Origin of the sequence: Staphylococcus sp. GDY8P47P (genome assembly GCF_016892225.1) — a bacterium.
Classification (GTDB): Bacteria; Bacillota; Bacilli; order Staphylococcales; family Staphylococcaceae; genus Staphylococcus; species Staphylococcus borealis.
In genome coordinates this window covers 184,067-209,150 of sequence record NZ_JAFENV010000017.1, presented here as the reverse complement: position 1 = coordinate 209,150, position 25,084 = coordinate 184,067, and the positions used below count along the sequence as shown (strand labels likewise).

The window sequence follows — 25,084 nt, the reverse complement described above, 5'->3', positions numbered from 1 at the left end:
ACAATTATACGGACTTTATCATTATTTGATTGGCCATTATCAATTTGTTCTTGTGATGTATCATTATTATCTGTAGGTTGTTGCTCATTTCCATTGCTACATGATTTAAACAACAATATTACTAAACCAATCAATAATACTACAATGACTGCTACTAACCATTTATTTTTTCTTTTAGCTTTAGTGTTCTCTTGCTGCTGTTCTAAATCACGTCTAAAATCACGTTCATTATAGTAATCTTCCGGTCGATTTCTTGTTGATATATTTTCATTATATGAATCTTTATTTTTTTCAACTCTACTTAAATTATCATTAACATAATCATGATATAATAATTTAAATTTCAAACCGAAAACTTTTATCGAATCTTCATCAGTTATTGTGTTTGTATAAAATTGACTGTTTACTCTACCATGTTTATCTAAAGCAATGATTCTTCCATCATTCTCTATTTTTAAAATTTTAGGGTACTCTCTGAAATCTCCTGATTTACTCATAACGATTACCTCCATAATAAATTAATTATCTATATCTTTATATATTCCACTTTGATAATCTTTTTTTATTCTATATATGGTTTGTCTTGATAATCCTACTTTTTTAGCAATTTTACTAATTGCCATACCTTGATCTAAAAAACTAACAACACGATAATATACTGCCTGTTTATGTGGGTCTTTAGCAATAGGACTATATAATTTGGGTCGCCCTTTATATATACCTTTAGATTTTGCAACAGCTATTCCATCAGCCTGTCTACGTCTGCTATCATTTCGTTCTTGTTCTGAAATCATTGCCAGTAATTGAATAATTAAATTTTTTAAGAATTTATCTAACAATTCATTACCGATAATTTCATTCATCATTGGTAGGCTTGTAATTATTAATCTAACATTTTTTTCTTTAAGAAAATCTACTGTTTTAATTACTTCATCATAATTTCTGCCTAGCCTATCTAATGCATCGACTATTAAAGTATCTTCTTCTCGTACAAAATTCATTACTTCTTGAAATACTGGTCTTTCTTTAATATTTTTTCCTGATTGTTTTTCAGTAAATATTTTTTCTGCACCATTTGCTTTCAGTACTTCAATTTGTCTATCTAAATTCTGATTTTTAGATGATACTCGGGCATAACCAATTTTCAAAATCTCACCACCTTTTTGTTACACCCTAATCATACAATTTAAACCTTATGTCACTTTGCTTGATATATGAGAATTATTTAACCTTATAAATGAGAAAAAAGCAACGCACTTTAAATAAGATACGTTGCTTTTTCGATTGATGAACACCTATAATTAAACTATTCATCTATTATTTATAATTTTTTGTATATACAATATTTCTAGTTTGTTAAAGAGAATTAAGAAAATAAATCTCGAAAATAATAGAGGGAAAATCAGTTTTTGATATCAAAATTATACATGTCAACGATAATACAAAATATAATACAAAATATAAGATGTTATCAGTATTTATTATGCATTTAGAATATTAAAATTCCTTCATTACACTCTTGGCGGTTTCACTTATCAACTTATCATTTGGCTTATCACTTTTATTGTCTTTATTCGTAAAAATGACTAAAACAATAGGTTCAGATTGGCCCTTAGGATAAACAAAAGCAACATCATTTCTAGAAGCATATGTTATTGCTTGACCACTTTTATCAGCAACCTTATAGTCTTTTGGAACACCGTCTTTAATTAAAGTATCTCCGCTTTTATTATTTAACATTAAATCAAGTAAGAATTTTTTGTTTTCTTTGCTTAATTTTCCATTTGCGATAAGTTTATTTAAAGTCTTACCGAAAGCAGCAGGTGTTGAAGTATCTTTTTTGCTCTTTGGTGAATAGTAATTTAATTCTATCTCATATCTAACTGGATTTGTTACTTTATCTCCTAGTTCTTTTAGACGTTGTTTAACTTTTTTGATTCCACCGATTTCTTTTATAATTTTATTGTTTGCTGTATTATCACTATATGTCATTGAAGCCTCAATAAGTGCTTTTAAAGTGATATCTTTTCCTACATATTTTTCTAAAATAGGAGAATAAGCAACTATATCATCTTTGTTAATATGTACTTTTTTATTTAACTTATTATAAGGTACTTGTTCTAACAAAATAGCACTATTTATCGCTTTTGAAGTTGAAGCATAGGCAAATCTCTTATCTGAATTAAATTTTACTTCCTTACCACTTTTAGTATCTAAAGCATAAACACCAATATGAGCATTATATTTTTTTTCTAAATCATTTAACTCTTTGGCATGTGAACTGTTTGAATTACATGCACTTAAAACTAAAGCAATTACAATTAAAAATATTAACTTTTTCAAAATAAACCCTCCGATATTACAGTTGTAATTTTTATAAATCAATAATATTACAATTGTAATATCGGTGTCAATAGTTTATTATAAATATTTGAAAGAAGGTGTTGAAATGGCTAAGTTATTAATAATGAGCATAGTAAGCTTTTGTTTTATATTTCTATTGTTATTATTTTTTAGGTACATATTAAAACGCTATTTTAATTATATGTTAAATTATAAAGTTTGGTATCTAACTCTTCTTGCAGGATTAATTCCTTTCATTCCTATTAAATTCTCTCTTTTTAAATTTAATAATGTGAATAATCAAGCGCCCACAGTTGAAAGTAAGTCACACGACTTGAACCATAACATAAATACCACCAAACCTATTCAAGAGTTCGCAACAGATATCCATAAGTTTAATTGGGATTCAATTGATAATATCTGCACAGTTATTTGGATAGTTTTAGTTATTATTTTAAGTTTTAAATTTTTGAAAGCCTTATTATATCTTAAATATTTAAAGAAACAGTCACTTTATCTAAACGAAAATGAAAAAAATAAAATAGATACGATACTTTTCAACCATCAATATAAAAAAAATATTGTGATTCGAAAAGCAGAGACTATTCAATCTCCAATAACTTTTTGGTATGGGAAATATATTATTTTGATTCCTAGTTCATATTTTAAAAGTGTAATTGACAAAAGACTAAAATATATAATATTGCATGAATATGCTCATGCTAAAAATAGAGATACTTTACATTTAATTATCTTTAATATCTTCTCTATTATTATGAGTTACAATCCATTAGTACATATTGTAAAAAGAAAGATAATTCATGACAATGAAGTAGAAGCCGATAGATTTGTCCTTAATAATATTAACAAAAATGAATTTAAAACTTATGCGGAATCTATTATGGACTCCGTATTAAATGTTCCATTTTTTAATAAAAATATATTAAGCCATTCATTTAATGGTAAAAAGTCATTACTCAAAAGAAGATTAATTAATATAAAAGAAGCCAATCTGAAAAAACAGTCCAAATTAATTCTAATTTTTATTTGTATTTTTACTTTTTTGCTCATGGTAATTCAAAGCCAGTTTTTGATGGGGCAATCCATAACTGATTATAATTATAAAAAGCCCTTACACAACGATTACCAAATTTTAGATAAAAGTAAAATTTTTGGTTCAAATAGTGGATCTTTCGTCATGTACAGCATGAAGAAAGACAAATACTATATTTATAACGAAAAAGAAAGTAGAAAAAGGTATTCTCCTAATTCAACTTATAAAATTTATTTAGCTATGTTTGGACTTGACCGACATATTATAAATGATGAAAATTCACGTATGTCATGGAATCATAAGCATTACCCTTTTGATGCTTGGAATAAGGAACAAGATTTAAATACAGCAATGCAAAATTCAGTTAATTGGTACTTCGAACGTATTAGCGATCAAATACCAAAGAACTATACTGCGACTCAACTCAAGCAATTAAATTATGGTAATAAAAATTTGGGAAGTTATAAAAGCTATTGGATGGAAGATAGTTTGAAAATATCTAATCTTGAACAAGTAATAGTTTTTAAAAATATGATGGAACAAAATAACCATTTTAGTAAAAAAGCAAAGAATCAATTATCTTCTTCATTATTGATTAAGAAAAATGAAAAGTATGAACTGTATGGGAAAACAGGTACAGGTATAGTAAACGGGAAGTATAATAATGGGTGGTTTGTAGGTTACGTAATTACAAATCATGATAAGTATTATTTTGCTACACATTTATCAGATGGAAAGCCATCTGGGAAAAATGCTGAATTAATCAGTGAAAAAATATTAAAAGAAATGGGTGTTTTAAATGGCCAATAAGCAAGTTGAAATATCTATGGCTGAATGGGATGTTATGAATATAATATGGGGTAAAAAATCAGTATCAGCTAATGAAATTGTAGTTGAAATTCAAAAATATAAAGAAGTTAGCGATAAAACGATTAGAACATTAATCACAAGACTATATAAAAAAGAGATTATAAAACGATACAAATCAGAGAATATTTATTTTTACTCATCAAATATTAAAGAAGACGATATTAAAATGAAAACTGCTAAAACCTTTCTTAATAAACTGTATGGAGGGGACATGAAAAGTTTAGTGCTGAATTTTGCGAAAAATGAAGAATTAAATAACAAAGAAATTGAAGAATTGCGAGACATTTTAAATGATATTAGTAAAAAGTAATTAGAGATATGTTTCAAACATAATACATATGTAAACTATGCTTGACTCTTATTAAATTAGTTTTGTTAATAACATTTAAAATATATTATTAAAGATGAGAGTGTACAGAAAATAACCATTTTCTGTACACTCGTTTTTTATGTCTAAATAAGTATGTATTACATAGAATTATGTGTTCAAAAACCCAACAAAAAATCTATGTTCAAAAAAGATCTTGTGATTAAGTTATGGTACACTGAAGGTGTATATAGGAGGTTTGTATTTTGAAAATAGGTTATGCAAGAGTTTCAACTGGATTACAAAATTTAAATTTACAGGAAGATCGATTAAATACACATGGTTGTGAAAAGATATTTAATGACCATATGAGTGGTTCAAAAAGTAAAAGACCTGGTTTAGATAAAGCAATTGAATTTGCGAGGTCAGGAGATACCATTGTTGTTTGGAGACTAGATAGACTAGGACGTAACATGGAGGATTTAATCACATTAGTTAATGAACTTAACGAACGAGGTGTAAGTTTCCATAGTTTAGAAGAAAATATAACAATGGATAAATCAAGTTCAACTGGACAATTATTATTTCATTTATTCGCAGCATTTGCAGAATTTGAACGTAATTTAATTTTAGAGCGTTCTTCAGCTGGCCGAATTGCAGCACGTGCTAGAGGCCGATATGGAGGCAGACCAGAAAAATTAAATCAAAAAGATTTAAACTTACTTAAGACACTTTATGATAATGGCACGCCAATTAAGACAATTGCAGAACAGTGGCATGTTTCACGTACAACAATTTATCGTTACCTCAATAAATTGGAGGACAAGGAAGATGAAAAACAAGGAGAAGTATCTAACTAATTTTTCTGAAGCCAAACGTAAAAAAGCTACTCAAAAGTACAATATTATAAAACCTTTTATCCTAGGCGAACAATCTTTATCAAGTATTTCTAAAAGTAAAGGGATTGCGTTAAGCACCCTTTATAGATGGAATAAGTCATATAAAGAACAAGGACTTAAAGGACTAATCTATGCGACAAGAGCTGATAAAGGAACACGTAAAATAGAACCAAAGATAATTGATGAAATTGAACGCCTTGCGCTTATGAATAAAAGAAATAGTATAGCCACAATTCATAGGAAAATCACTAATTACTGTAAAGAAAATAATTTTGATATACCAAGTTATAAACAAATTTATAGTGTTATTAAAGCGATGCCTAAGTCTGTTATTGATTTCTCTCATCAGGGTGAAAAATACTATCAAAATAAGTACGATTTAATACAAATTAGAGAATCCTCAAGACCCAATGAAATATGGCAAGCCGACCATACTTTGCTAGATATCTTTATATTAGACCAAAAAGGTAATATCAATAGACCATGGCTAACTATTATTATGGATGACTATAGTCGTGCAATTGCAGGCTATTTCTTAAGTTTTGATGCCCCCAATGCTCAAAACACAGCATTAACACTACACCAAGCAATATGGAATAAGAATAATACCAATTGGCCAGTATGTGGTATACCCGAAAAATTCTACACAGATCACGGGAGTGACTTTACCTCGCATCACATGGAACAGGTCGCTATTGATTTGAAAATTAACTTGATGTTTTCAAAAGTTGGTGTCCCTCGTGGTCGTGGAAAAATAGAACGATTCTTTCAGACAGTTAATCAAACTTTCTTAGAACAACTGCCTGGATATATAAACAATAATGATACTCCTAGTAATCTAATAAATTTTCACAATTTTGAAGAAAAATTACGTTACTTTTTAATTGAAGATTATAATCAAAAAGAACATAGTACTATTCATACCACGCCTATCAGTCGTTGGAATAGTAATCACTTTTTCCCTAATATGCCAAGTAGCTTAGAACAACTTGATTTATTATTGTTGGAAATACCTAAATCTAGAAAAGTTCATTCAGATGGCATTCATTTTCAAGGTTTTCGATACAGTAATACTAATCTAGCAGCTTATGTAGGTGAATATGTACTGATTCGTTATAACCCAAATGATATGGCTGAAATACGTGTGTTTTATAGAGATGAATTTCTTTGTACTGCTATATGTCCAGAAATAGCTGATTACTCCATAGATATAAAAGACATACAGCACGCTCGTAGTCAGAGAAGAAAACACTTAAAACAAAATATTGCTAGTCCAAGTACCACGGAATTAATTAAGGAAGAAAAAAATTGTGGTTATTCACCTCAAGAAACGACTAAAAACGTCAAAAAATTAAAGAGGTATCGTAATGACTAAAAATCAAAATTTCATTGAAACGAAAGAGTATAAACGCTTTGCTGAATTTTGTGATGCTTGTATTAAATATCAATATATTGGGATCTGCTATGGTCAACCTGGTGTCGGAAAAACTTTATCGTCTAGGTATTACACAAATTGGGATACTATTGAAAAACAAGTTAACCATAGAGGTTGGGAAGATTTAGCTAGTAAAACGACCGATGACATACTATCGGTGGATAAAATATTTTATACTGCACCAGCAGAAAAACAAACTAAATTAAGGAATGATTTATATAGTATTACTGCAAGCATTGATTTGGGTCAAAAATTACATGTTGTAAATAAGTATGGACATGAACATAGTAAACATTATAGTGATATGTTTAAATATATTGATTTAATTATAGTAGATGAGATTGATCGCCTTAAAGTGCAACATTTAGAGCAATTAAGAGCTATTTATGATGAACATAATTTAGCAATGATATTTATTGGTATGCCGGGTATAGAGAAAAAACTATCTCGTTATCCTCAACTATATTCGCGTATAGGTTTTGCACATGAATTTGATAATCTAAGTAAAGATGAGACGCATCATATATTAGAATATAAGTGGCAAGATTTAGGATTTGATTTAAAACTCGAAGACTTTACTGATTATGAGGCAATAACGACGATTATTAAAATTACAAAAGGGAATTTTAGGCTGATTCATCGTTTATTTGCGCAGATAGACAGAATTATGGATATAAATGGTTTAGATAAAATAAGTACAGAAGTTGTAGAAACAGCTAGAGATAGTTTAGTTATAGGTATTCGATAATAGAAAAAGCAACGCATTTTAATATAGTGCGTTGCTTTTCTCATTTATTAGGTAAAGTCATTCTCATATATCGAGTAAAGTGACAGTTACTATAAATTCAATAACTAAATATGTATGATTAGGGTGTGCTTAAAATAGACATATAAAGGTTTTAATAGTTTACAGATACATCATAATAAAATCTAAATTTTAATGCTGCATCTTTTAATGAGCCTTTAGCATAATAGCCTTCCTTAGTTTTACCTACACAATCGATAAGAGAATTTGAAAGCAAAGATAACATATCTTTTACTTCTTTCATTGTTATCGAGATATCTGAATTTTGAGTTTCTTGTTTTATCATAAAGTATATAACCTCAGAAGAAATAATACCTCCTGAATAATCATCATTGCTATTATCAATTAAAATTTTAATTATTAATTTAAATAAATCTTTTTGTCTATTCATAATATTATACTGTTTTTTTAATACATCTAAGTTAACTATTCCTTTTTGTTGGAATATTGGTAAATATTCTATAGCTTGTAATGGGTACTTTTGATGGTTCTTTAATAAAGTTTCTAAGACATCAACATCAATTAAAGCTATACCATTACTTTCAGCTCTTTTAATAAGTCTTGATCCTACAAATGATTTACCTACTACCACTACGTATTGAGCTTTATGCTTTTCTTTATGTTCTTTTAATGTCTCGAAATCAATTAAACCTTCTGTTATTTTTCCCTCTCTATTGGTTTTTGCGTCTATATTAACCTTATATGTAAATTTAGGTGCTGTAGGCGCTGTTAATAAAATATCAGTGGTACCCGATTTAGCTATTAATTCACTAAAAAAGCCAAGCTCTTCAAAATATTTTTGTAATACTTTTTCAAAATTATTTGGATTACTAGAATCAATTGAACTTGTTCGTAAGTCATATAATAAATTATATATATCATTTTTTTTAGCATTTTCGTCTTTATCATTAATGATTCTTGTTGTTTCTTCAATCATATTATCGTAGTATTGATGTAATTTATCGCATAAAAGATGACCTCTTTGGGTTAACTTGAAGGTTTTACCCATATCCTCAATGATTAAAGAAGCGTTTTTCAAATAATTAATTCTTTTTCTTATTTGATCAACCGACTCATTAGGCATATTAAATTTAGTTTTACCTACTGTTGCTATTTCTCTTACTGCCATATTTTTATCTTTAATTAAATATAATATTTCAAAAATATATTTATAGTATTTATGTAAAATAAATACTATATTAAAATCTATGTTCTCAGATTTTATTAATTCCAAACCTAATTCAGATGTTTTATAAGTCTTTTCTCCTATTCTCTCTAATATGTTTAAACGAGTTAAAAATGTTATATACTGGCCATTAGAATTTTCACTTATATTATATGTTGAACTTAGATAATCATAAATACTATCAAAATCAGTATAATTACGAGCTAAATCTAAAGTGTCTCGTATGGTGTTTGCTACGTTTTCTAATCCACCAGGAACATATCCTATATTACTTTTTCTATTTATATCACTAGACCATTTGTATGTGTATGTATCATTTAAAAACTCAGGTATATAAATTTCAGTTTCAGTTTCGGTCTGATCGTACTTAAATCGCAGTATTTCTGGATTTTCAATTGGGGGATGAGCTTTCAGAAATTTTTCACCATGATTTGTAAGTACGTATTTTTTTTCATATCCAATATGCTCAACCATACCTAAATCCATAAACCAGTGTAGTCTATCATAGACTTGACTGTTGTCTTTCCACGTCATATTATAATTTTCTTTGGCATTTTCTAAAATGACACGTATATTTTTTGGTTTTTTTATAAAATTTAACATTTCAGCTATATATTTAACTTTGGCATTTAAAATTTCAGGTAGTATTTCTCTAATGTTTTCACTATTCCACCCAGATATTTCTTCACTTATATACCATTTACTATTTTTTAATTCAACTATTCCAATTGGTCTAAGTTTAATACAGTAATGATTTAATGTATTCGAGCTTTTACTACCTTCAAATTCTAAAATATGGTTATTTTCTTTACCTTCTTCTATTGCTTTAAGGATCTTAATTAAAGATTCTACATATCCGTTATTATTTTGACTTCTCGGTATCCTTGGCATAGCTTGAACTTTACTATTCCATTGTCTTTTTATGATGTTCAATATTATCACTCCGTCGCCTCAATATTATATTAAATATATCAAATTAAATACTTTATTACAGATGAAATTTTGATAGTTTTGCATTCCTCTACTAACTAGTGTTATAATTTACTTAACAAAGTTATCAAGTATAATACACCAATTCTCTCACTACTTCTGATAGTGAGGGGATTTTTTAGGTGCGGCTATAGTCGCCTATTTTTTCTTATCGTTGCGATTGCGTAGCCAATGCGCAAATAATGCAATGATACAACCACTCGCTGCTGTGGTCATGATGTGAACAAAGTTATCAAGCATAATTACACCTCCTCTCTTCGTCAATTGACGCCTGAGAGATAGGCGACTCATATATTATATCATCTCTGAATATTCGATAATAGATAACTTCCGATAAGTCAATTTATGTTAAATTAAACCAAAATTATCTTTCTTTTGAACAGTACCACGTTGAATATCTTTACCCAAATTATCGATCATCTCATTAAATAGTTCTTGAAATCTTACTTCTTCTTGATCAAAGTAACCTTCAAATATAACGCTATCAATATTCTCTTCATTGAAGTAATAGATTTGATCTTCTACAACACCAACTGGGTATTTACATGCTGAATAATCGAACATATACTTTTGACCCTCAATTTCTGCAATTGGCCATCGATTGATAATCATTAACTTTTGAGAACCTTCTTTTAAATATATAATGCTTCCTATTGTTTCCATTTTATCTCACTTATCTTTACTTTTATTTTAGATTGATTCAAGGTTGATATGTTTATTTACTCTGATTGACCTAGCTTACTTATAATTATCTCTTCGTTGTCATATGTAATGAGGTTCATTAATGAAAACATGAAAAATATTAAGGGGCTTCCAATATAAATCATAAGATTGTTTTCAACACAAAAAATAAGTCCTATCATTTGTAACAATACTCATTTTCAGATTCTATCCCCTTTATATTCCATAATTTCAATTTTGCATTCCTATCCAGTATGGTGTTATAATGTAATTAACAAAGATATCTGCATTTGATGCACCAAACCCCTCACTATTGCGAGTAGTGAGGGGTTTTTTGGTGTGGTTATGCCGCCTATTTATCATTACGTTTACGTAACCAATGCGCAAACAACGCAACGATACAACCACTGATGACTGTGGTCATGATGTGAACAAAGATATCTGTCATTTTTAGCACCTCCTCTCTGCGTCTAAATTGACGCCTGAGAGATAGGCGACCTTTATATTATATCATCTACGAATATACGATGATAGGTAACCTTTGATAAGTCAATTTAAGTTAAATTAAATCAAAATTATCTTTCTTTTGAACAAGTACCACGTTGGATGTCTTTATCCAAATTATCGATCATTTCTTTATGTAATTCTTGAAATCTTGTTTCATCTTGATCAGAGTAGCCCCCAAATATAACTTTATCAATATTCTCTTCATTGAAATAATAGATTTGATCTTCTACAACACCAACTGGGTATTTACATGCTGAATAATCGAACATATACTTTTGACCCTCAATTTCTACAATTGGCCCTCGATTGATAATCATTAACTTTTGAGAACCTTCTTTTAAATATATAATACTTCCTATTTTTATATGTATATATAGTTTAAGATTTTGTCAAAGCAAATAAATTAAGATATATAAATTCTATTATTAAGAATATACTTAATAGTGATATTTACTGTATGTAAATATTTATATTGAAGTGGTAGGTAACAAAAAACTTAAAAATATTAAAATATGAGATTAAAAGAATTAAAGAATTGTTTACTTCTAATGGTATTTATTCAATGGGACCTATTATCTTTAATGAAGAAAGTGTTGCATGAGGCTGGGACATAAATAATATAATAATGCTATTTTGCAAATTCGCAGTAGCTGACTGTACTGAGAAGGCGCTTAAATCAAGCTTTTCTCAGTTCTAGTCGGGGCCCAACAAAGAGAATTTCATAAAGAAATTCTACAAGCAATGCAAGCTAGGAGTGGACGACGAATTCAAAAAGAATTCTGTCCACTCCCACGCTTAACAATATACCTTATAAGAGCTTTAGCAAATCAATTATTTCAATAATTTAAAGGAGTGAAAAAATGAATGATAGCTTAAAAAAACTAAGAAAACCAAGTGTTCAAGTGATGAATGTACTTTCATTATTAATGATTTTAGCGGGGGGAGTGCAATATTTTTACAGTTTAACCATTGAAAGAACACCTATTTACTTAATCATTACTACATTGATAGAAATAATTATCATCTTTTTTGGATTTATACAACTTTTCGAAAAGAAAGATAGTATTGAACTAAAGACGGCCAAAAGATATTTAATAATTGGTTGTTTGACTGGTTACTCGACTTACTTATCATTTTATAATTCATACTTTTTCATGGCAGAAGAACATCATATTAATTTAACTACTTTTTGGGTTGTTGGCTTTCTATTTCTATTAATATGTGCAAGTGCGCATATTTGTAAACTATTATTAATGGCAAGTAAACCTTCATGGCTAAAAGGTAATAAATATGTTTGGATTCTGGCGTTAAGTGTTATAGCATCAACAATTTATGTTCAAAAAATTGTTGAATATATATTAATTCCTAATGTTGCAGAGTCACATTTTGTAATCATAGTTAGTATGATAATGATATTTGTTGCTAACTCATTAGCAACTCAATATTTCTTGCTTTATGGAGAGGTCTATACTGCAATAGAAAATACAAGTAAGCAGGAGAGTATATAATGGAATTAGACGTATTGATAATGCCTCATATAGCAAAAATGGAATTTTCTTTTCATCCAGATTATTGGGAAGATGATATGAAAAGAGTTAAAGGTTATTTATGTCGTACGATAGTTTAACAATGGATTTCATTATATTTAATAAAGAAAGTGTTTTGGCATAAGTGAAGTAAAAGTCAAGGTATTGGAGGGGGCTAATACATAATGGATATTCTACTTATTATAATCGTATTTGGTCTATTTTATTTAGTCAATTTTACATCTGTCATGCATTCGGGTGGTCTTAAAGTATTGCCAATAATGACATATGTTATAGCACTCATTTTATATTTAATACCTGTGATTCTCATAAAAGAAGAAAGTGTAAATCAGTTTGAAAACTTGATGCTCATATTGAATATAGGTGTGTTACTGTATGGAATTATGGGTGTAAGGGGATTATGGTCTAGACCCTTAAAAATAAAGATTCAAGAGTTAACTAAGGCACCAGATAAAATGATTACACAACAGAAGTATGACAAAATTGAAAGTATGAAAATTAATTTAGACATAGCTAAATATAAAGGTATTATATCGCTACTGATGTCATTTATCTTTATGATCACCATGTCAATCAAAGCATCATCACAGTATAGAGAAGATTTTGCAATTGGAAACTTTTTTATACTATATATTTTTATCGCACTATTTGTTATTTACATAATCATAGATATCATTTTAAGAATAATAAAAGGACGATGGAGACTTATTTCTATAAGACCATTATTGATGTCAATATGGGTAATTATTCTCATTATGATATTAATAATACATAGGTAGGGAGATAAATACATCGACGTTTTTGAGACAACATTTAATACATAGTACTATTGCACAAGAAGAGAGGGGAATTTACACTCTCTTTTTGTGATAAATAAATGATTAAGAAAAAAATTCATCCACAGTGTTACCAAATAGTCTTGCCAAATTAAATGCTAATGTCTATGTAGGATCACATATTGTTTTCTATTACATTAATAATTAGTTATTATCCCGATATATGTGAGAATGATGTTACCTAAAAAAAGAAACTACAATTTTAAAATATGTTGTTTTTCTAGTATCGAATATATCGCACACCTCAATTTCTACCGTTGTTTAATATGTTTCTTCTCATTAGTTGAGTCATCGTATGAAATCATTTTGCATTTCTCTACTCACCAGTGTTATAATTTAGTTAACAAGGAAACTAGCATAGATGCACCAATCCCCTCACTATTGCCGTAGTGAGGGGATTTTTTAGGTGTGGCTATGGTCGCCTATTTATTATTGCGATTACGTAGCCAATGCGTGAATATCGCAATAATACAACCACTGATGACTGTGGTCGTGATGTGAACAAGGATTTCTAGCATAGATTAGCACCTCCTCTCTACGCCTAAATTGACGCCTGAGAGATAGGCGACCAGTATATTATATCATCTCCAAATACACGCTGATAGTTTACTTCTAATAAGTCATTTTATAGTAATATTTCCCAAGATTTAACCTATATACTGTTCTTTTTATTACTCAATTTATCAAAATAGATGATGATACTTATATATTCTAAATGCTTCAAAACTGAGAAGTATCACCTACATGCACTATCTAAATTATGCTATAATGTGGTGTATTAATTAGAAGCTAAGGTGAGGCAAACGTTGGATAAGAATATACACATTCAAACGAAGCAAGTCTTAAAACAAAATGGTGAAAAACAAAAATTTGAATTTGCTACTCAAGGTTCTTGGCAAACAAAGAATGCAGATTATATTCGTTACCAAGAACAAATTGAAGATGCAGTCGTCAATGTAACGATTAAAATCGAAGCGCGAGGCGTCAAATTAATACGCAAAGGCGATATTAATATGAATCTTCACTTTGTAGAAGGTCATGATACGACTACACTTTACGATATTCCAGCTGGACGTATCCCTTTGACTGTTAGAACACGTAGTATCTTGCATTTTGTGAATGAAAACGGTGGGAAGCTAAAAATTCAATACGAGTTACATCAAAATGATGAAAAAATGGGCTCATATCAATATGAAATTAATTATAAGGAGATAGGCGAATGAATATTATTGATCAAGTAAAAACAACTTTAATACAAGAAATTGAAACGAGTATTAAAAAAGCTGGTCTTGCTGAAGATATTCCAGATATCAAAGTTGAAATACCAAAAGACACTAAAAATGGAGATTACTCAACTAATATCGCAATGGTATTAACTAAGATTGCTAAACGTAACCCACGTGAAATTGCTCAAGCGATTGTTGACAACTTAGACACAAGTAAAGCGAATGTGAAGCAAGTAGATATCGCGGGTCCTGGTTTTATTAATTTCTATTTAGATAATCAATATTTAACTGCAGTTATTCCAGAAGCGATTGAAAAAGGTAATCGATTTGGTTATGCTGAAGCATCTAAAAATAAAAATATCTTACTAGAGTATGTTTCTGCCAACCCAACTGGCGATTTACACATTGGTCATGCAAGAAACGCTGCTGTTGGTGACTCACTAGCTAATATTTTAATTGCAGCAGGTTACAATGTAACACGTGAATATTATATTAATGATGCTGGTAATCAAATTACTAACTTGGCACGTTCAATTGAGACACGTTTCTTTGAAGCACTTGGTGATACAAGTCATGAAATGCCTGCAGATGGTTATAATGGTAAAGATATTATCGAAATTGGTAAAGACTTAGCTGATAAGCACCCAGAAATGAAAGATTATTCTGATGAAGAACGTCTTAAAACATTTAGAAAACTTGGTGTTGATTATGAAATGGATAAATTGAAAAAAGACTTAGCTGATTTCAATGTCCACTTTGATAATTGGTTTAGTGAAACATCACTATATGAGAACGGGGCTATTGATAACACATTAGCTAAAATGAATGAACTCGGTTACACATATGAAGCGGATGGTGCAACTTGGTTACGTACATCTGATTTTAAAGATGATAAAGACCGTGTGTTAATTAAAAAAGATGGTAATTACACTTATTTCACACCAGACACTGCGTATCACTACAACAAAATTAATCGCGGTAACGACATTTTAATCGATTTAATGGGTGCCGATCACCATGGTTACATTAATCGTTTGAAAGCAAGTTTAGAAACGTTTGGTGTAGATAGTGATCGTCTTGAAATACAAATTATGCAAATGGTACGTTTAATGCAAGACGGTGTCGAAGTGAAGATGAGTAAGCGTACTGGTAATGCGATTACTTTACGTGAAATTATGGATGAGGTTGGCATTGATGCTGCACGTTACTTCTTAACAATGCGTAGTCCGGACTCTCATTTTGATTTTGATTTAGAACTTGCAAAAGAAAAATCACAAGATAATCCAATTTATTACGCGCAATACGCACATGCACGTATTTGCTCTATCTTGAAACAAGCAAAAGAGCAAGGTGTTGAAGTTACAACTGATGCAGACTTTTCAACAATTACAAATGAAAAAGCGATTGAATTATTGAAAAAAGTAGCTGAATTTGAATCAACAATTGAAAGTGCAGCAGAAAGTCGTGCACCACACCGTTTAACGAACTATATTCAAGATTTAGCATCTGCATTCCATAAATTCTACAATGCTGAAAAAGTATTAACAGACGATGAAGAAAAAACGAAAGCACATGTAGCTTTAGTAGATGCAGTTAGAATTACACTACACAATGCATTAACATTAGTTGGTGTATCAGCACCAGAATCTATGTAATCAAGAGAATTATATAAATTTTGATATCACCCTCATAAATTTCGATTTGTGAGGGTATTATTATGTAAAGATTGGAGTGAGAGTATGCCAACGCTTACGACTGAAGCACTTTATAACATCTTATTAGACAATATGGGCCCGCAACATTGGTGGCCGGCTGAAAGTCCTGAAGAAATGATGCTTGGTGCGATATTAGTACAAAATACGAATTGGAACAATGCAGATATGGCGCTAATGCGTTTAAAGGAAGAAACCTGTTTTGATCCTCAAACCATTTTGGCTTTACCATTAAATGAACTACAAGACATTATACGTTCTAGTGGCTTTTATAAAAATAAAGGGAAGGCCATTCATGCGTTATTCAATTGGCTAAACCAATACAACTTTGACTATGATGCAATTGCACGTATGCATGGTGATACGCTCAGACAGGCATTGTTAAACATACGCGGTATAGGTAGTGAAACGGCTGACGTGTTATTGGTGTATCTTTTTCAAAGAATAGAATTTATTCCTGATCGATATACACGACGCTTGTATCATAAATTAGGCTATTCAAACACAGAGAATTACGATAAATTAAAAAAACATATAACACTACCAGATTATTTTACAAATCAAGATGCCAATGAATTTCATGCATTATTAGATAACTTTGGGAAACATTATTTTAATGGCAAAGGAAAGCAGAAATATACGTTTTTAGATCATTATTTTATAAAAAATGATTGACTTTAACGTTACGTCATAGTGCATACTCCTAAATAGATGAGTGAGGTATGAATGATATTGAAAATAAAATAAAGTGGAGAATAATACAATGTTAAATCATAACTATTTTACACCGAGTGAAGTGAGCAAAGTGACGACGGTTAGTACAAGAACATTGCGTTACTATCATGAGATTGGTTTACTAGTACCTAGTTATGTAGACGATAATGGCTATCGCTATTATCATTCACAAGATATTGCAAAGCTACAAACGATCTTATTTCTTCGACAGCTCAATTTATCTCTCGAAGATATCCAATTATATTTTCAACAAAGTATTACTAATAAAAATGCAATATTAGAAGATAACTATGCCCAAATTGTTCAACGACGAAATCAGCTAAATCAAATCATTGATTACCTCAAAAATCATCTAATAAATCATAGAAACGAGGAGATTAATATGGATCAATTCAATCAATTTGATGTGACAGAACAATATGATAAAGAAGCTGAATTGAAATATGGCGATACGGATTATTATCAGTCATATAAACAACGTAGAAATCAAATGAACGATTCTGATAAGCAGAATAATGATAAAGATACAAATGACCAATTCAACCAATTTTTCAATGAAATGAATCACTTATTGGAAAATGGCTACGCAGCGGATGATGTGCATGTATATCAAAATATTGAAGCTTTAAAAGGCATTTTACAACGACAAGTGCCTAATGCGGATAATCAGTTTTTAGAATATATCGCACTTACTTATGAAAGTGATGATCGCTTTGCTAAGAATATAAATAAACATCGCAATAATCACTTGAATGAGTATATCGCAAAAGCAATCCAAGCGTATATCAAATAAAGTGTTTCCTTCAATCCTTTATTATGTAATGATTATACTGAATCATATTTAAAGGAGACGCTATAATGATTGAGTCGTACCAATTATTTTGGAGAAATTATTTTAATGTACAAGGTCGTACACGTAGACGACATTACTGGTATGCAACACTCGCGAATATTATTGTACTCATTTTATTAAGCATACTTACCGACGTACTCACTTGGATAGTTGGCGGTGGCGATATGTTTTTCAAGATTATTTATGAAACGATTGATGTCATTATTCTAATCGGAACATTCACCATGTCGGTGCGTCGATTTCATGATGTTGGACGTACGATGTTAATACCATTAATTATGTTAGTGTCTATGTTACTAAGAGGATTAATTATATTACTCGAAACGATATCTGATACGTATTTAAATCAATTTTACGCTGATGTTTCTTTAATGGCTTCGACTGTAGTCATACTTGTTATATCAGTTATATTATTAATTATCTCTATTTTCGCATTAATTTACTGCGTTGCGGATAGCGAACAAGGTACAAATGAATATGGACCTAACCCCAAAGCATAGTGAGTGTTAAAACTAAGCATTGAATATTTCTAAATTTAGAAGTATTCAATGCTTTTTTACTACTGATTATTTCTCAAAATAAGTGATAATATAAAATTACACAATTAAATATAAAAAAGTTAAATTAATATTGAATAATATTTGTTATGATTAATGCATACATATACAAAAGATAGAAAGGAATGTGTAGTCGTGTTAAATAAAAAAATGTGGATAGTACTATGTATAATGGTGCTGGTACTTGTCGCTTGTGGTCAAAATAATCAACACAAACAAGCAAACAATGAGAGTAATAAATCAGATTCAAATTCAAAAAATCAGTCATATCATCGTATCGTGTCACTTATGCCTAGTAACACGGAAATTCTTTATGAATTAGGACTTGGGAAAGATATTGTTGGTGTTTCAACAGTAGATGATTATCCTAAAGATGTTAAAGAAGGTAAGAAACAATTTGATGCAATGAATTTAAATAAAGAAGCATTGTTAAAGGCGAAACCAGATTTAATATTGGCGCATGAATCTCAAAAAGGGACGTCAAAAAAAGTGTTAGATAGTCTTGAAAAAAATGGTGTCAAAGTGGTTTATGTGAAAGATGCACAATCATTAAATCAAACATATGATACTTTTAAACAGATAGGTAAAGTCACTGGACGTGAACGTGAAGCGCAAGACCTTGTAGATGAAACGAAGCATAACGTTGACAAAGTAATCAAGTCAGTGCCGAGACATCACAAATCACAATCTGTTTTCATGGAAGTGTCTTCTAAACCAGAAATCTATACAGCGGGTAAACATACATTTTTCGATGACATGTTGACACAATTAGATGCTAAAAATAGCTTTTCAAATATAGAAGGTTGGAAGCCAGTAGATAAAGAAAGTATCATCAAAAAGAACCCAGACATTCTGATCTCTACAGAAGGTCTGTCTAAATCGGATTACTATAAAGTCATTAAAAAGCGTGATGGTTTCCGTCAAATTAAAGCAGTGAAAAATGGACGTATTGAAACTGTGAATGGTGATGAAATTTCACGTCCGGGTCCTCGTATTGATGAGGGATTAAAAGAATTACGTAATGCCATTTATAAACGATAAACAGATATTAAAAGGTGACACTGCACATTCGTAGTGACTAACTAAATAGAGAAGACGCTTGATATTAAGTGCTTATCTGTACGTGGCTGAAGCCTCAATAAAAAGCATTTCATCAAGAAATGCTACAAGCTAAGCAAGCTGGGAGTGGGCGACGAATTTTAAAAGAATTCTGTTCCAGTCCCATTCTTTTATATCATCAGTTATAATAGAAGAAATTATAGAAAGATAGTTGATGAGTTGATAAAATGACAAGGAATATTTATTTCACAATGCTAGGTTGGATCATCTGTTTAATTGGTGTGATAACACTCTATTTATTATGGGATATGGGTAATTTAGCAGATTCATTTAATCAAATGATATTGCTGAAAGTTAGATTGCCACGAATTATTGAAGCTATGTTAACGGGTGCAATACTAACCTTAGCAGGCCATATGTTTCAGACTGTGTTGAATAACCCATTAGCGGATAGTTTTACATTAGGATTGGCTAGTGGTGCAATGTTTGGCTCAGGTTTGGCCATTTTTTTAGGATTATCTTTTATTTGGGTACCTATCTTTTCAATTGGCATCAGTATTATCACACTATTAATTGTATTGATGATTGCAGCAACTATATCTCGTGGTTATCCGGTGAAGATTCTTATTATTACTGGATTGATGATTGGCGCACTTTTTAATGCATTCTTGTATATTCTTGTGTTAATTAAACCTAGTAAGATGAATCAAATCGCAAATTACTTCTTCGGGGGATTCGCGGCGGCAGAAACGAGAGAAGTCATTTACATAGGACTAATAGCTATACCTGTTATCATCATTTTATTTACTATGATACCGGGGATTAAGTTATTACAATTAGGTGAGTTGAAGAGTCAATCATTAGGTTTAAATGTGCAACAAGTGATGTTTATCGTACTTACTTTAGCGTCTATAATAACGGCAGTTGCAGTGGCTTATACGGGAATTATTGGTTTCATCGGTATGGTTGTACCTCAATTGGTAAGACGCTATTATTGGCGATTTACGTTAGGAATTCACATGGTATTAAATTGTTTAATCGGTGCTACAATGATGTTAATTGCAGATTGGGTAGGCAGTACGTTAATTCATCCTGTACAGATACCTGCTAGTATTATATTGGCTTTAATTGGTATTCCAACATTGTTTTACATTTTGCTTAAACAATCTAGACATGCTTAAATATACATTTGATCACAGCATACCTATGTTGCGTTATTATCTTAAAGAAGACTTTTTGATAAAATGAGAATAATTATAGAGTTAAGAGGGAATTGACAATGGACTTAAGTCATATAAAAGCAGTTGTGTTTGATTTAGAAGGTACATTATTAGATAGAACAAAATCTCGTGATAAATTCATTGAGGAACAATACGAACGATTTCATGATTATTTCGTACACGTTCAATTAGCGGATTTTAAACAGAAATTTATTGAATTAGATGATGATGAAGATAATGATAAACCCGATTTATATAAGGCAATTATTAAGCAGTTTCATATCGATCGTTTAACGTGGAAAGATCTGTTTAATGATTTTGAAATGCATTTCTATCGCTATGTCTTCCCTTATTATGACACGTTATATACTTTAGAGAAATTATCGCAAAGCGATTATGTTTTAGGTGTGATTGCAAATGGTAAATCTAAAATTAAACAGTTTCGTTTACATTCATTAGGTTTAGGGCACGTGATTAATTATTTATCAACTTCTGAAACAGTAGGATTTCGTAAACCCCATCCTAAAATATTTGAAGATATGATTCATCAATTAGATGTTCAACCAGAAGAAATTATGTATGTCGGTGATGATGCTTTAAATGATGTAGCACCAGCACGTGCGATGGGCATGGTAAGTGTGTGGTTTAAACATGATGACGCTGAATTAGAACCTTTAGAAGAAGAAGTTGATTTTATTATTACAACGAGTGAAGAATTATTATCAATATTACCAATTCAAATCAAACAAGGAGGAGATGCATAAGATGGATTTATTTACTAGAAAAGGTGGTTTATCTCTACATTACGATACTATGGGTGAGGGTTACCCTGTCGTCTTAGTACATACTGCATATGAAAATGCTTCTATATTTCAAAATTTAGCAAAAGATTTGGCAAAGTCTTTTCAAGTTGTCTTACTTGATTTAAGAGGACATGGCTATTCAGATAAACCAAGAGAGATTAAATTTAATGAATTTGCAGATGATATTATACAATTATTGGATTACTTGTATATAGACGAAGCAGCATTTGTAGGACATGAGATGGGGGCGGCGATTATTGCTGATTTAGCAGAACGCTATCCTAATTATGTATCATCACTCATTATGGTGACACCAACATCTATTGAAGGCGAGTTGCCTGAAGAACGTTTATTTAGAAAGTATTCTCATAAAATTCGTAACTGGGACGATGAAAAACAAAACAAATTCTTAGAAAAGCGTCGTTATCATAAACCAAGAAAAGTGAATAAATTTTTAAAACATGTTGAAGATACTAATGCTATTTCTACTAAAGAAGAAACGCAAGCGGTTGAAGATGTCTTTAAAGAAGCAGCAATATCAAATGTATTTGAACGTGTGACGAAACCAACGTTAATCATTGCAGGTGAACATGGTGAGCGTATTACAACACTTGAATCTAAAGAAGTAGCCGATTTAATAAAAGAGGCGCAGTTTGATGTTTATGCACAATCAAGTCTATATCCTTTTGAAGAAGAAAAAGAGAAATTTGTTGAAGATGTAACACCATTTATTAAGAAATTTATGCCTGAGCACTAATGACGGGTTTCAAGAACCCGCTCAATCCTTTTTGTTACATAAAATAACTTAATTTGTAATATTTTTGTAATAATACTGTTATTTAAGTAACAATTAGGGTATACTATGAATAAGCACAAGACGAGAAACAAGATAAAGGAGAGAGTGCTTATGAAAAAATTAGTAGCGGCATTTTTAGTCTCAGGACTAGTAATGACAGGAGTAAGCGTTAATCATGCTGAAGCAGCTAGCGGCAATACAATTCAAACAGTTCAACAATTAACACAAGGTCAAAAATCTCTAGAAAATATTACGCTTGGCGAATCAATCAAAAATGTTACAAACAAATACGGTACACCGATTTATTCTAAAAATCCAAGTAACAATGAAGGATATTATGAATATCGCACTAATAAAGGTTTACTGGTTGTAACTGCAGTAGGTAAGAAGAACCAAGGCCATGTTACAAGAATTTCTATGACTTATAATGATGCCAATGGCCCAACGTATAACCAAGTGAAAAAAAGCTTAGGACAAAATGCGATTGCGCGTGTTCAATATAACAAAGTAAGTGGTAACTTTGGTTATATCCAAAAAGGTAACACAAGCTATCAATTTGGCTCAAACTCACCACAAGATAAAAACATCAAATTATATCGTATTGATCTTGCTAAATAATTAAAATTCTATATATGTTATCAATGAATCACTAGGAGTACGACGTCAAATGCTAACTTTTAAATGACGTCTTGCTCCTATTTTTTATGGTTAAACAGAAAATAACGTCAATGTATGATAAAATTTTAAATTGAACCATTAACTATTCGTGTCAATCTAACGAAACTATAGCAAAGGAGTAACCTATGAGAACCAATGATAAAGTGTTACTTGAGAATATAAATGATTACTTTAGTCATAAAGGGATGGCACCTAATTTAATCGATGATATTAAAGAAAATTTGCGTACAGATTTGAAGAAATCTGAATCAAAAGATCAAGATTATCTAGATTATAGAGGTAAATCTCCAGCACAAATTATTTTGATTATTCAACGGAATTTATTTGGGTTACAAACGAATCCTGTTATTTTCTTTATTATGAATTTTATTTTAATTTCGTATCTTTATGATAAACAATACGTGCCATTCCAGGCGGCGACAGCTATTTCAATTTTCTATTGCATTATTATTTTTCCGTTAACGATTTTTATCAATATACGGATTGATAAGAAGAAATTTCTCTATAGTAACCGTTTTGAAATGATATTAGGATATACAGTCGCCATTATTGCATTAATCTTAATTATTATGCGTGCGTTTAATTTAAACTGGGGAATCGTTCCAATCACTATTTATAGTCATCAAGTTGTCTTTTTTATAGGTATTATATTAAGTTTAATAGGTATTTTCTTTAAAAAGATGGAGTACACAGCTATTGGCTTGTTATTTTGTCAAAAGACGGTTGATGCTGTAATCACAAAACCTGAGATTGCACAAATCTTTTCTTTAGTTATTTGGATTTTAATAGTTGTACTCATTATTTTTTACACAATTAAATTATCATCGAGAACTAGGGTTTAGTTCTTAACACATAGACAATCACCTGTATTTTTGAGGTGGTTGTTTTTTTGTTTAAATATTCATTTTATATAATAATTTATGAAATAAAGTTAAGAACATTCATAGCGTAACTTTTAAAGAAGTGGGTATAGTAACAATTAAGGGAGGTGCCAACATGAAAAAAATCGAAACGTTAAACCAAACAAAATTAGCTTATCAAGATGAAGGACATGGCAGCCCCGTTATCTTAATACATGGCTTAGATGGTAATTCTGCAGCGTTTGATTTATTAAACAAACAACTACAAGAGAACTATAGAGTGATTGCATACGATGTTCGAGGACATGGTAAATCATCACGTCCTGATTCATATGATTTAGAAGATCATGTCGAAGATTTATATGTACTAATCAATAAATTAAACTTAAAGAAAGCACATATATTAGGTCATGATATGGGAGGTATTATTGCTAGAGAATTTACTGAAAAGCATGAAAAACATGTATTATCTTTAACCATTATCTCCTCTAAAGCTGAAGATATCGTTCATGGTTTTACGAAATTAATGATTGAGCACCAAGATGAAATTGCAGGGTTTAATAAATCTGAAGCGCTACTGTTACTATTCCCTTATATTTATAAAGAAAAAGAATCAGCGATGAAATGGATTCAACGACAACGATTATATAGTAAACAGAATTCTGAGGATAGTGCCATAGCTAGTAGGGCGCTTTTAAATACAGCATATGTAAATCAAGGGTATACACATTACGTTAAAGTACCTACACTCATTGTAAATGGACGTTATGATCCAATTATAAATGACAAGGAACATTATAAAATCGAAGAACGATTCCAAAATGTTGAAAAAGTTTTATTTGAAGAATCAGGACATGCACCCTATGTAGAAGAAGAAGATAAGTTTCTAGTCTTATATTTGAACTTTTTAGAAAATGTTGAGCAGATAGTAGAAGTAAATCATTAAATTTAGTTATTTGAGAAAGACAATTTCTATTGAAATCATTTAGAAATTGTCTTTTTATCATTGTTTTGAATGTATTCAGCACGTTTTATATTAAATGTATTAGCTTAAAATCGGCATCGAGCTAACAATATAAAAGTATATAAATAAGGGAGCGGGATAGAATTCTTTTGAATTCGTCG

The 25,084-nt window shown here is 30.3% G+C and carries 27 protein-coding genes and 1 pseudogene; 19 read left to right on the top strand and 9 right to left on the bottom strand.

All coding sequences use genetic code 11. From position 1 onward, the window contains the following. The 3 genes and pseudogenes from JVV30_RS07985 to JVV30_RS07975 all read right to left on the bottom strand — a co-directional run. Positions 1 to 497, bottom strand: a pseudogene (locus JVV30_RS07985) (hypothetical protein); the annotation flags it as partial. A 21-nt stretch (positions 498 to 518) separates the two neighbouring features. Beyond that, the gene (locus JVV30_RS07980; RefSeq protein ID WP_031588345.1) at positions 519 to 1,148 is read right to left on the bottom strand and encodes a recombinase family protein; all 630 of its coding nucleotides are present in this window, start codon (positions 1,146 to 1,148) and stop codon (positions 519 to 521) included. A gap of 349 nt (positions 1,149 to 1,497) precedes the next feature. Next, positions 1,498 to 2,343: a BlaZ family penicillin-hydrolyzing class A beta-lactamase PC1 gene (locus JVV30_RS07975; RefSeq protein WP_000733283.1), complete on the bottom strand. Its 846-nt coding sequence runs from the start codon at positions 2,341 to 2,343 to the stop codon at positions 1,498 to 1,500. Between the two features lie 106 nt (positions 2,344 to 2,449). Here JVV30_RS07975 and blaR1 point away from each other — a divergent pair, with 106 nt between their 5' ends. From blaR1 to JVV30_RS07950, 5 genes are all read left to right on the top strand, one after another. Next, positions 2,450 to 4,207: a beta-lactam sensor/signal transducer BlaR1 gene (gene blaR1, locus JVV30_RS07970; protein WP_001096374.1), complete on the top strand. Its 1,758-nt coding sequence runs from the start codon at positions 2,450 to 2,452 to the stop codon at positions 4,205 to 4,207. Continuing rightward, positions 4,197 to 4,577 (top strand): penicillinase repressor BlaI, encoded by a 381-nt coding sequence (blaI, locus tag JVV30_RS07965; protein ID WP_001284656.1) that lies wholly within the window; start codon positions 4,197 to 4,199, stop codon positions 4,575 to 4,577. The genes blaR1 and blaI overlap by 11 nt, the downstream gene beginning before the upstream one ends. Before the next feature lie 263 nt (positions 4,578 to 4,840). Further along, a complete protein-coding gene (locus tag JVV30_RS07960) occupies positions 4,841 to 5,434 on the top strand; it encodes a recombinase family protein (RefSeq protein ID WP_044466683.1) in 594 nt (197 codons plus the stop codon). Further along, complete coding sequence (locus JVV30_RS07955; RefSeq protein ID WP_107508856.1) at positions 5,406 to 6,848, top strand: Mu transposase C-terminal domain-containing protein; 1,443 nt, start codon at positions 5,406 to 5,408, stop codon at positions 6,846 to 6,848. The genes JVV30_RS07960 and JVV30_RS07955 overlap by 29 nt, the downstream gene beginning before the upstream one ends. After that, positions 6,841 to 7,656 carry an AAA family ATPase gene (locus tag JVV30_RS07950; protein ID WP_000164962.1) on the top strand — a complete coding sequence of 272 codons (816 nt, stop codon included), beginning with the start codon at positions 6,841 to 6,843 and terminating at the stop codon, positions 7,654 to 7,656. Before JVV30_RS07955 ends, JVV30_RS07950 begins: the two co-directional genes overlap by 8 nt. 151 nt (positions 7,657 to 7,807) lie before the next feature. On the opposite strand, the gene JVV30_RS07945 is transcribed toward JVV30_RS07950, so the two are convergent. From JVV30_RS07945 to JVV30_RS07925, 5 genes are all read right to left on the bottom strand, one after another. After that, entirely contained in the window at positions 7,808 to 9,832 is a 2,025-nt protein-coding gene (locus JVV30_RS07945) for a restriction endonuclease (RefSeq protein ID WP_204193951.1), read from the bottom strand. Between the two features lie 195 nt (positions 9,833 to 10,027). Then, on the bottom strand, positions 10,028 to 10,129 hold the full coding sequence (locus JVV30_RS07940) for a type I toxin-antitoxin system Fst family toxin (RefSeq protein ID WP_107630122.1): 102 nt from the start codon (positions 10,127 to 10,129) through the stop codon (positions 10,028 to 10,030). A gap of 108 nt (positions 10,130 to 10,237) precedes the next feature. Further along, positions 10,238 to 10,552 (bottom strand): DUF4176 domain-containing protein, encoded by a 315-nt coding sequence (locus tag JVV30_RS07935; RefSeq protein ID WP_070854531.1) that lies wholly within the window; start codon positions 10,550 to 10,552, stop codon positions 10,238 to 10,240. A gap of 370 nt (positions 10,553 to 10,922) precedes the next feature. Further along, positions 10,923 to 11,018: a type I toxin-antitoxin system Fst family toxin gene (locus tag JVV30_RS07930; RefSeq protein WP_089535969.1), complete on the bottom strand. Its 96-nt coding sequence runs from the start codon at positions 11,016 to 11,018 to the stop codon at positions 10,923 to 10,925. A gap of 127 nt (positions 11,019 to 11,145) precedes the next feature. Further along, positions 11,146 to 11,394, bottom strand: coding sequence for a DUF4176 domain-containing protein (locus JVV30_RS07925; protein WP_204193949.1), 249 nt, complete (start codon positions 11,392 to 11,394; stop codon positions 11,146 to 11,148). Positions 11,395 to 11,937: 543 nt separating this feature from the next. Here JVV30_RS07925 and JVV30_RS07920 point away from each other — a divergent pair. Together JVV30_RS07920 and JVV30_RS07910 are read left to right on the top strand one after the other, a co-directional pair. Then, positions 11,938 to 12,585 (top strand): DUF5079 family protein, encoded by a 648-nt coding sequence (locus tag JVV30_RS07920; RefSeq protein WP_070854529.1) that lies wholly within the window; start codon positions 11,938 to 11,940, stop codon positions 12,583 to 12,585. A gap of 203 nt (positions 12,586 to 12,788) precedes the next feature. Next, positions 12,789 to 13,403, top strand: a complete 615-nt coding sequence (locus JVV30_RS07910) for a DUF5080 family protein (protein ID WP_070854528.1) — start codon at positions 12,789 to 12,791, stop codon at positions 13,401 to 13,403. A gap of 479 nt (positions 13,404 to 13,882) precedes the next feature. On the opposite strand, the gene JVV30_RS07905 is transcribed toward JVV30_RS07910, so the two are convergent. Next, positions 13,883 to 13,978 (bottom strand): type I toxin-antitoxin system Fst family toxin, encoded by a 96-nt coding sequence (locus JVV30_RS07905; RefSeq protein WP_011276553.1) that lies wholly within the window; start codon positions 13,976 to 13,978, stop codon positions 13,883 to 13,885. Between the two features lie 288 nt (positions 13,979 to 14,266). Between JVV30_RS07905 and JVV30_RS07900 the strand changes: the two genes are divergently transcribed. From JVV30_RS07900 to JVV30_RS07845, 12 genes are all read left to right on the top strand, one after another. Beyond that, positions 14,267 to 14,683: a YwiB family protein gene (locus JVV30_RS07900; protein WP_053030757.1), complete on the top strand. Its 417-nt coding sequence runs from the start codon at positions 14,267 to 14,269 to the stop codon at positions 14,681 to 14,683. Continuing rightward, positions 14,680 to 16,341 (top strand): arginine--tRNA ligase, encoded by a 1,662-nt coding sequence (gene argS, locus JVV30_RS07895; RefSeq protein WP_070854527.1) that lies wholly within the window; start codon positions 14,680 to 14,682, stop codon positions 16,339 to 16,341. The genes JVV30_RS07900 and argS overlap by 4 nt, the downstream gene beginning before the upstream one ends. Before the next feature lie 84 nt (positions 16,342 to 16,425). Next, entirely contained in the window at positions 16,426 to 17,073 is a 648-nt protein-coding gene (locus JVV30_RS07890) for an endonuclease III domain-containing protein (protein WP_070854526.1), read from the top strand. Between the two features lie 88 nt (positions 17,074 to 17,161). Beyond that, the gene (locus JVV30_RS07885; RefSeq protein ID WP_070854525.1) at positions 17,162 to 17,926 is read left to right on the top strand and encodes a MerR family transcriptional regulator; all 765 of its coding nucleotides are present in this window, start codon (positions 17,162 to 17,164) and stop codon (positions 17,924 to 17,926) included. 65 nt (positions 17,927 to 17,991) lie between these two features. After that, positions 17,992 to 18,486 (top strand): DUF805 domain-containing protein, encoded by a 495-nt coding sequence (locus JVV30_RS07880; protein ID WP_070854524.1) that lies wholly within the window; start codon positions 17,992 to 17,994, stop codon positions 18,484 to 18,486. A 207-nt stretch (positions 18,487 to 18,693) separates the two neighbouring features. Continuing rightward, on the top strand, positions 18,694 to 19,584 hold the full coding sequence (locus tag JVV30_RS07875; RefSeq protein ID WP_176747937.1) for an ABC transporter substrate-binding protein: 891 nt from the start codon (positions 18,694 to 18,696) through the stop codon (positions 19,582 to 19,584). A 269-nt stretch (positions 19,585 to 19,853) separates the two neighbouring features. Continuing rightward, positions 19,854 to 20,783 carry a FecCD family ABC transporter permease gene (locus JVV30_RS07870; RefSeq protein ID WP_481906319.1) on the top strand — a complete coding sequence of 310 codons (930 nt, stop codon included), beginning with the start codon at positions 19,854 to 19,856 and terminating at the stop codon, positions 20,781 to 20,783. 98 nt (positions 20,784 to 20,881) lie between these two features. Then, entirely contained in the window at positions 20,882 to 21,586 is a 705-nt protein-coding gene (locus tag JVV30_RS07865; RefSeq protein ID WP_070854521.1) for an HAD family hydrolase, read from the top strand. Position 21,587: 1 nt separating this feature from the next. Further along, positions 21,588 to 22,382 carry an alpha/beta fold hydrolase gene (locus JVV30_RS07860; protein WP_053030740.1) on the top strand — a complete coding sequence of 265 codons (795 nt, stop codon included), beginning with the start codon at positions 21,588 to 21,590 and terminating at the stop codon, positions 22,380 to 22,382. A 150-nt stretch (positions 22,383 to 22,532) separates the two neighbouring features. Then, complete coding sequence (locus JVV30_RS07855) at positions 22,533 to 23,039, top strand: SA0570 family protein (protein ID WP_070854520.1); 507 nt, start codon at positions 22,533 to 22,535, stop codon at positions 23,037 to 23,039. A gap of 185 nt (positions 23,040 to 23,224) precedes the next feature. Continuing rightward, positions 23,225 to 23,941: a hypothetical protein gene (locus tag JVV30_RS07850; RefSeq protein WP_053030736.1), complete on the top strand. Its 717-nt coding sequence runs from the start codon at positions 23,225 to 23,227 to the stop codon at positions 23,939 to 23,941. Between the two features lie 154 nt (positions 23,942 to 24,095). Beyond that, positions 24,096 to 24,905, top strand: coding sequence for an alpha/beta fold hydrolase (locus tag JVV30_RS07845; protein WP_053030734.1), 810 nt, complete (start codon positions 24,096 to 24,098; stop codon positions 24,903 to 24,905). Positions 24,906 to 25,084: the final 179 nt, after the last annotated feature.

Excerpts from the sequence above, each read along its gene's own strand:
- JVV30_RS07910 (WP_070854528.1), top strand. The coding sequence starts at position 12,789 with ATGGATATTCTACTTATTATAATCGTATTTGGTCTATTTTATTTAGTC.
- JVV30_RS07935 (WP_070854531.1), bottom strand. The coding sequence starts at position 10,552 with ATGGAAACAATAGGAAGCATTATATATTTAAAAGAAGGTTCTCAAAAG.
- blaR1 (WP_001096374.1), top strand. The coding sequence starts at position 2,450 with ATGGCTAAGTTATTAATAATGAGCATAGTAAGCTTTTGTTTTATATTT.
- argS (WP_070854527.1), top strand. The coding sequence starts at position 14,680 with ATGAATATTATTGATCAAGTAAAAACAACTTTAATACAAGAAATTGAA.
- JVV30_RS07920 (WP_070854529.1), top strand. The coding sequence starts at position 11,938 with ATGAATGATAGCTTAAAAAAACTAAGAAAACCAAGTGTTCAAGTGATG.
- JVV30_RS07950 (WP_000164962.1), top strand. The coding sequence starts at position 6,841 with ATGACTAAAAATCAAAATTTCATTGAAACGAAAGAGTATAAACGCTTT.
- JVV30_RS07905 (WP_011276553.1), bottom strand. The coding sequence starts at position 13,978 with ATGCTAGAAATCCTTGTTCACATCACGACCACAGTCATCAGTGGTTGT.
- JVV30_RS07865 (WP_070854521.1), top strand. The coding sequence starts at position 20,882 with ATGGACTTAAGTCATATAAAAGCAGTTGTGTTTGATTTAGAAGGTACA.
- JVV30_RS07955 (WP_107508856.1), top strand. The coding sequence starts at position 5,406 with ATGAAAAACAAGGAGAAGTATCTAACTAATTTTTCTGAAGCCAAACGT.
- JVV30_RS07850 (WP_053030736.1), top strand. The coding sequence starts at position 23,225 with ATGAGAACCAATGATAAAGTGTTACTTGAGAATATAAATGATTACTTT.
- JVV30_RS07890 (WP_070854526.1), top strand. The coding sequence starts at position 16,426 with ATGCCAACGCTTACGACTGAAGCACTTTATAACATCTTATTAGACAAT.
- JVV30_RS07845 (WP_053030734.1), top strand. The coding sequence starts at position 24,096 with ATGAAAAAAATCGAAACGTTAAACCAAACAAAATTAGCTTATCAAGAT.
- JVV30_RS07870 (WP_481906319.1), top strand. The coding sequence starts at position 19,854 with ATGCTAGGTTGGATCATCTGTTTAATTGGTGTGATAACACTCTATTTA.
- JVV30_RS07880 (WP_070854524.1), top strand. The coding sequence starts at position 17,992 with ATGATTGAGTCGTACCAATTATTTTGGAGAAATTATTTTAATGTACAA.
- blaI (WP_001284656.1), top strand. The coding sequence starts at position 4,197 with ATGGCCAATAAGCAAGTTGAAATATCTATGGCTGAATGGGATGTTATG.
- JVV30_RS07860 (WP_053030740.1), top strand. The coding sequence starts at position 21,588 with ATGGATTTATTTACTAGAAAAGGTGGTTTATCTCTACATTACGATACT.
- JVV30_RS07875 (WP_176747937.1), top strand. The coding sequence starts at position 18,694 with ATGTGGATAGTACTATGTATAATGGTGCTGGTACTTGTCGCTTGTGGT.
- JVV30_RS07930 (WP_089535969.1), bottom strand. The coding sequence starts at position 11,018 with ATGACAGATATCTTTGTTCACATCATGACCACAGTCATCAGTGGTTGT.
- JVV30_RS07885 (WP_070854525.1), top strand. The coding sequence starts at position 17,162 with ATGTTAAATCATAACTATTTTACACCGAGTGAAGTGAGCAAAGTGACG.
- JVV30_RS07855 (WP_070854520.1), top strand. The coding sequence starts at position 22,533 with ATGAAAAAATTAGTAGCGGCATTTTTAGTCTCAGGACTAGTAATGACA.
- JVV30_RS07925 (WP_204193949.1), bottom strand. The coding sequence starts at position 11,394 with ATGATTATCAATCGAGGGCCAATTGTAGAAATTGAGGGTCAAAAGTAT.
- JVV30_RS07940 (WP_107630122.1), bottom strand. The coding sequence starts at position 10,129 with ATGCTTGATAACTTTGTTCACATCATGACCACAGCAGCGAGTGGTTGT.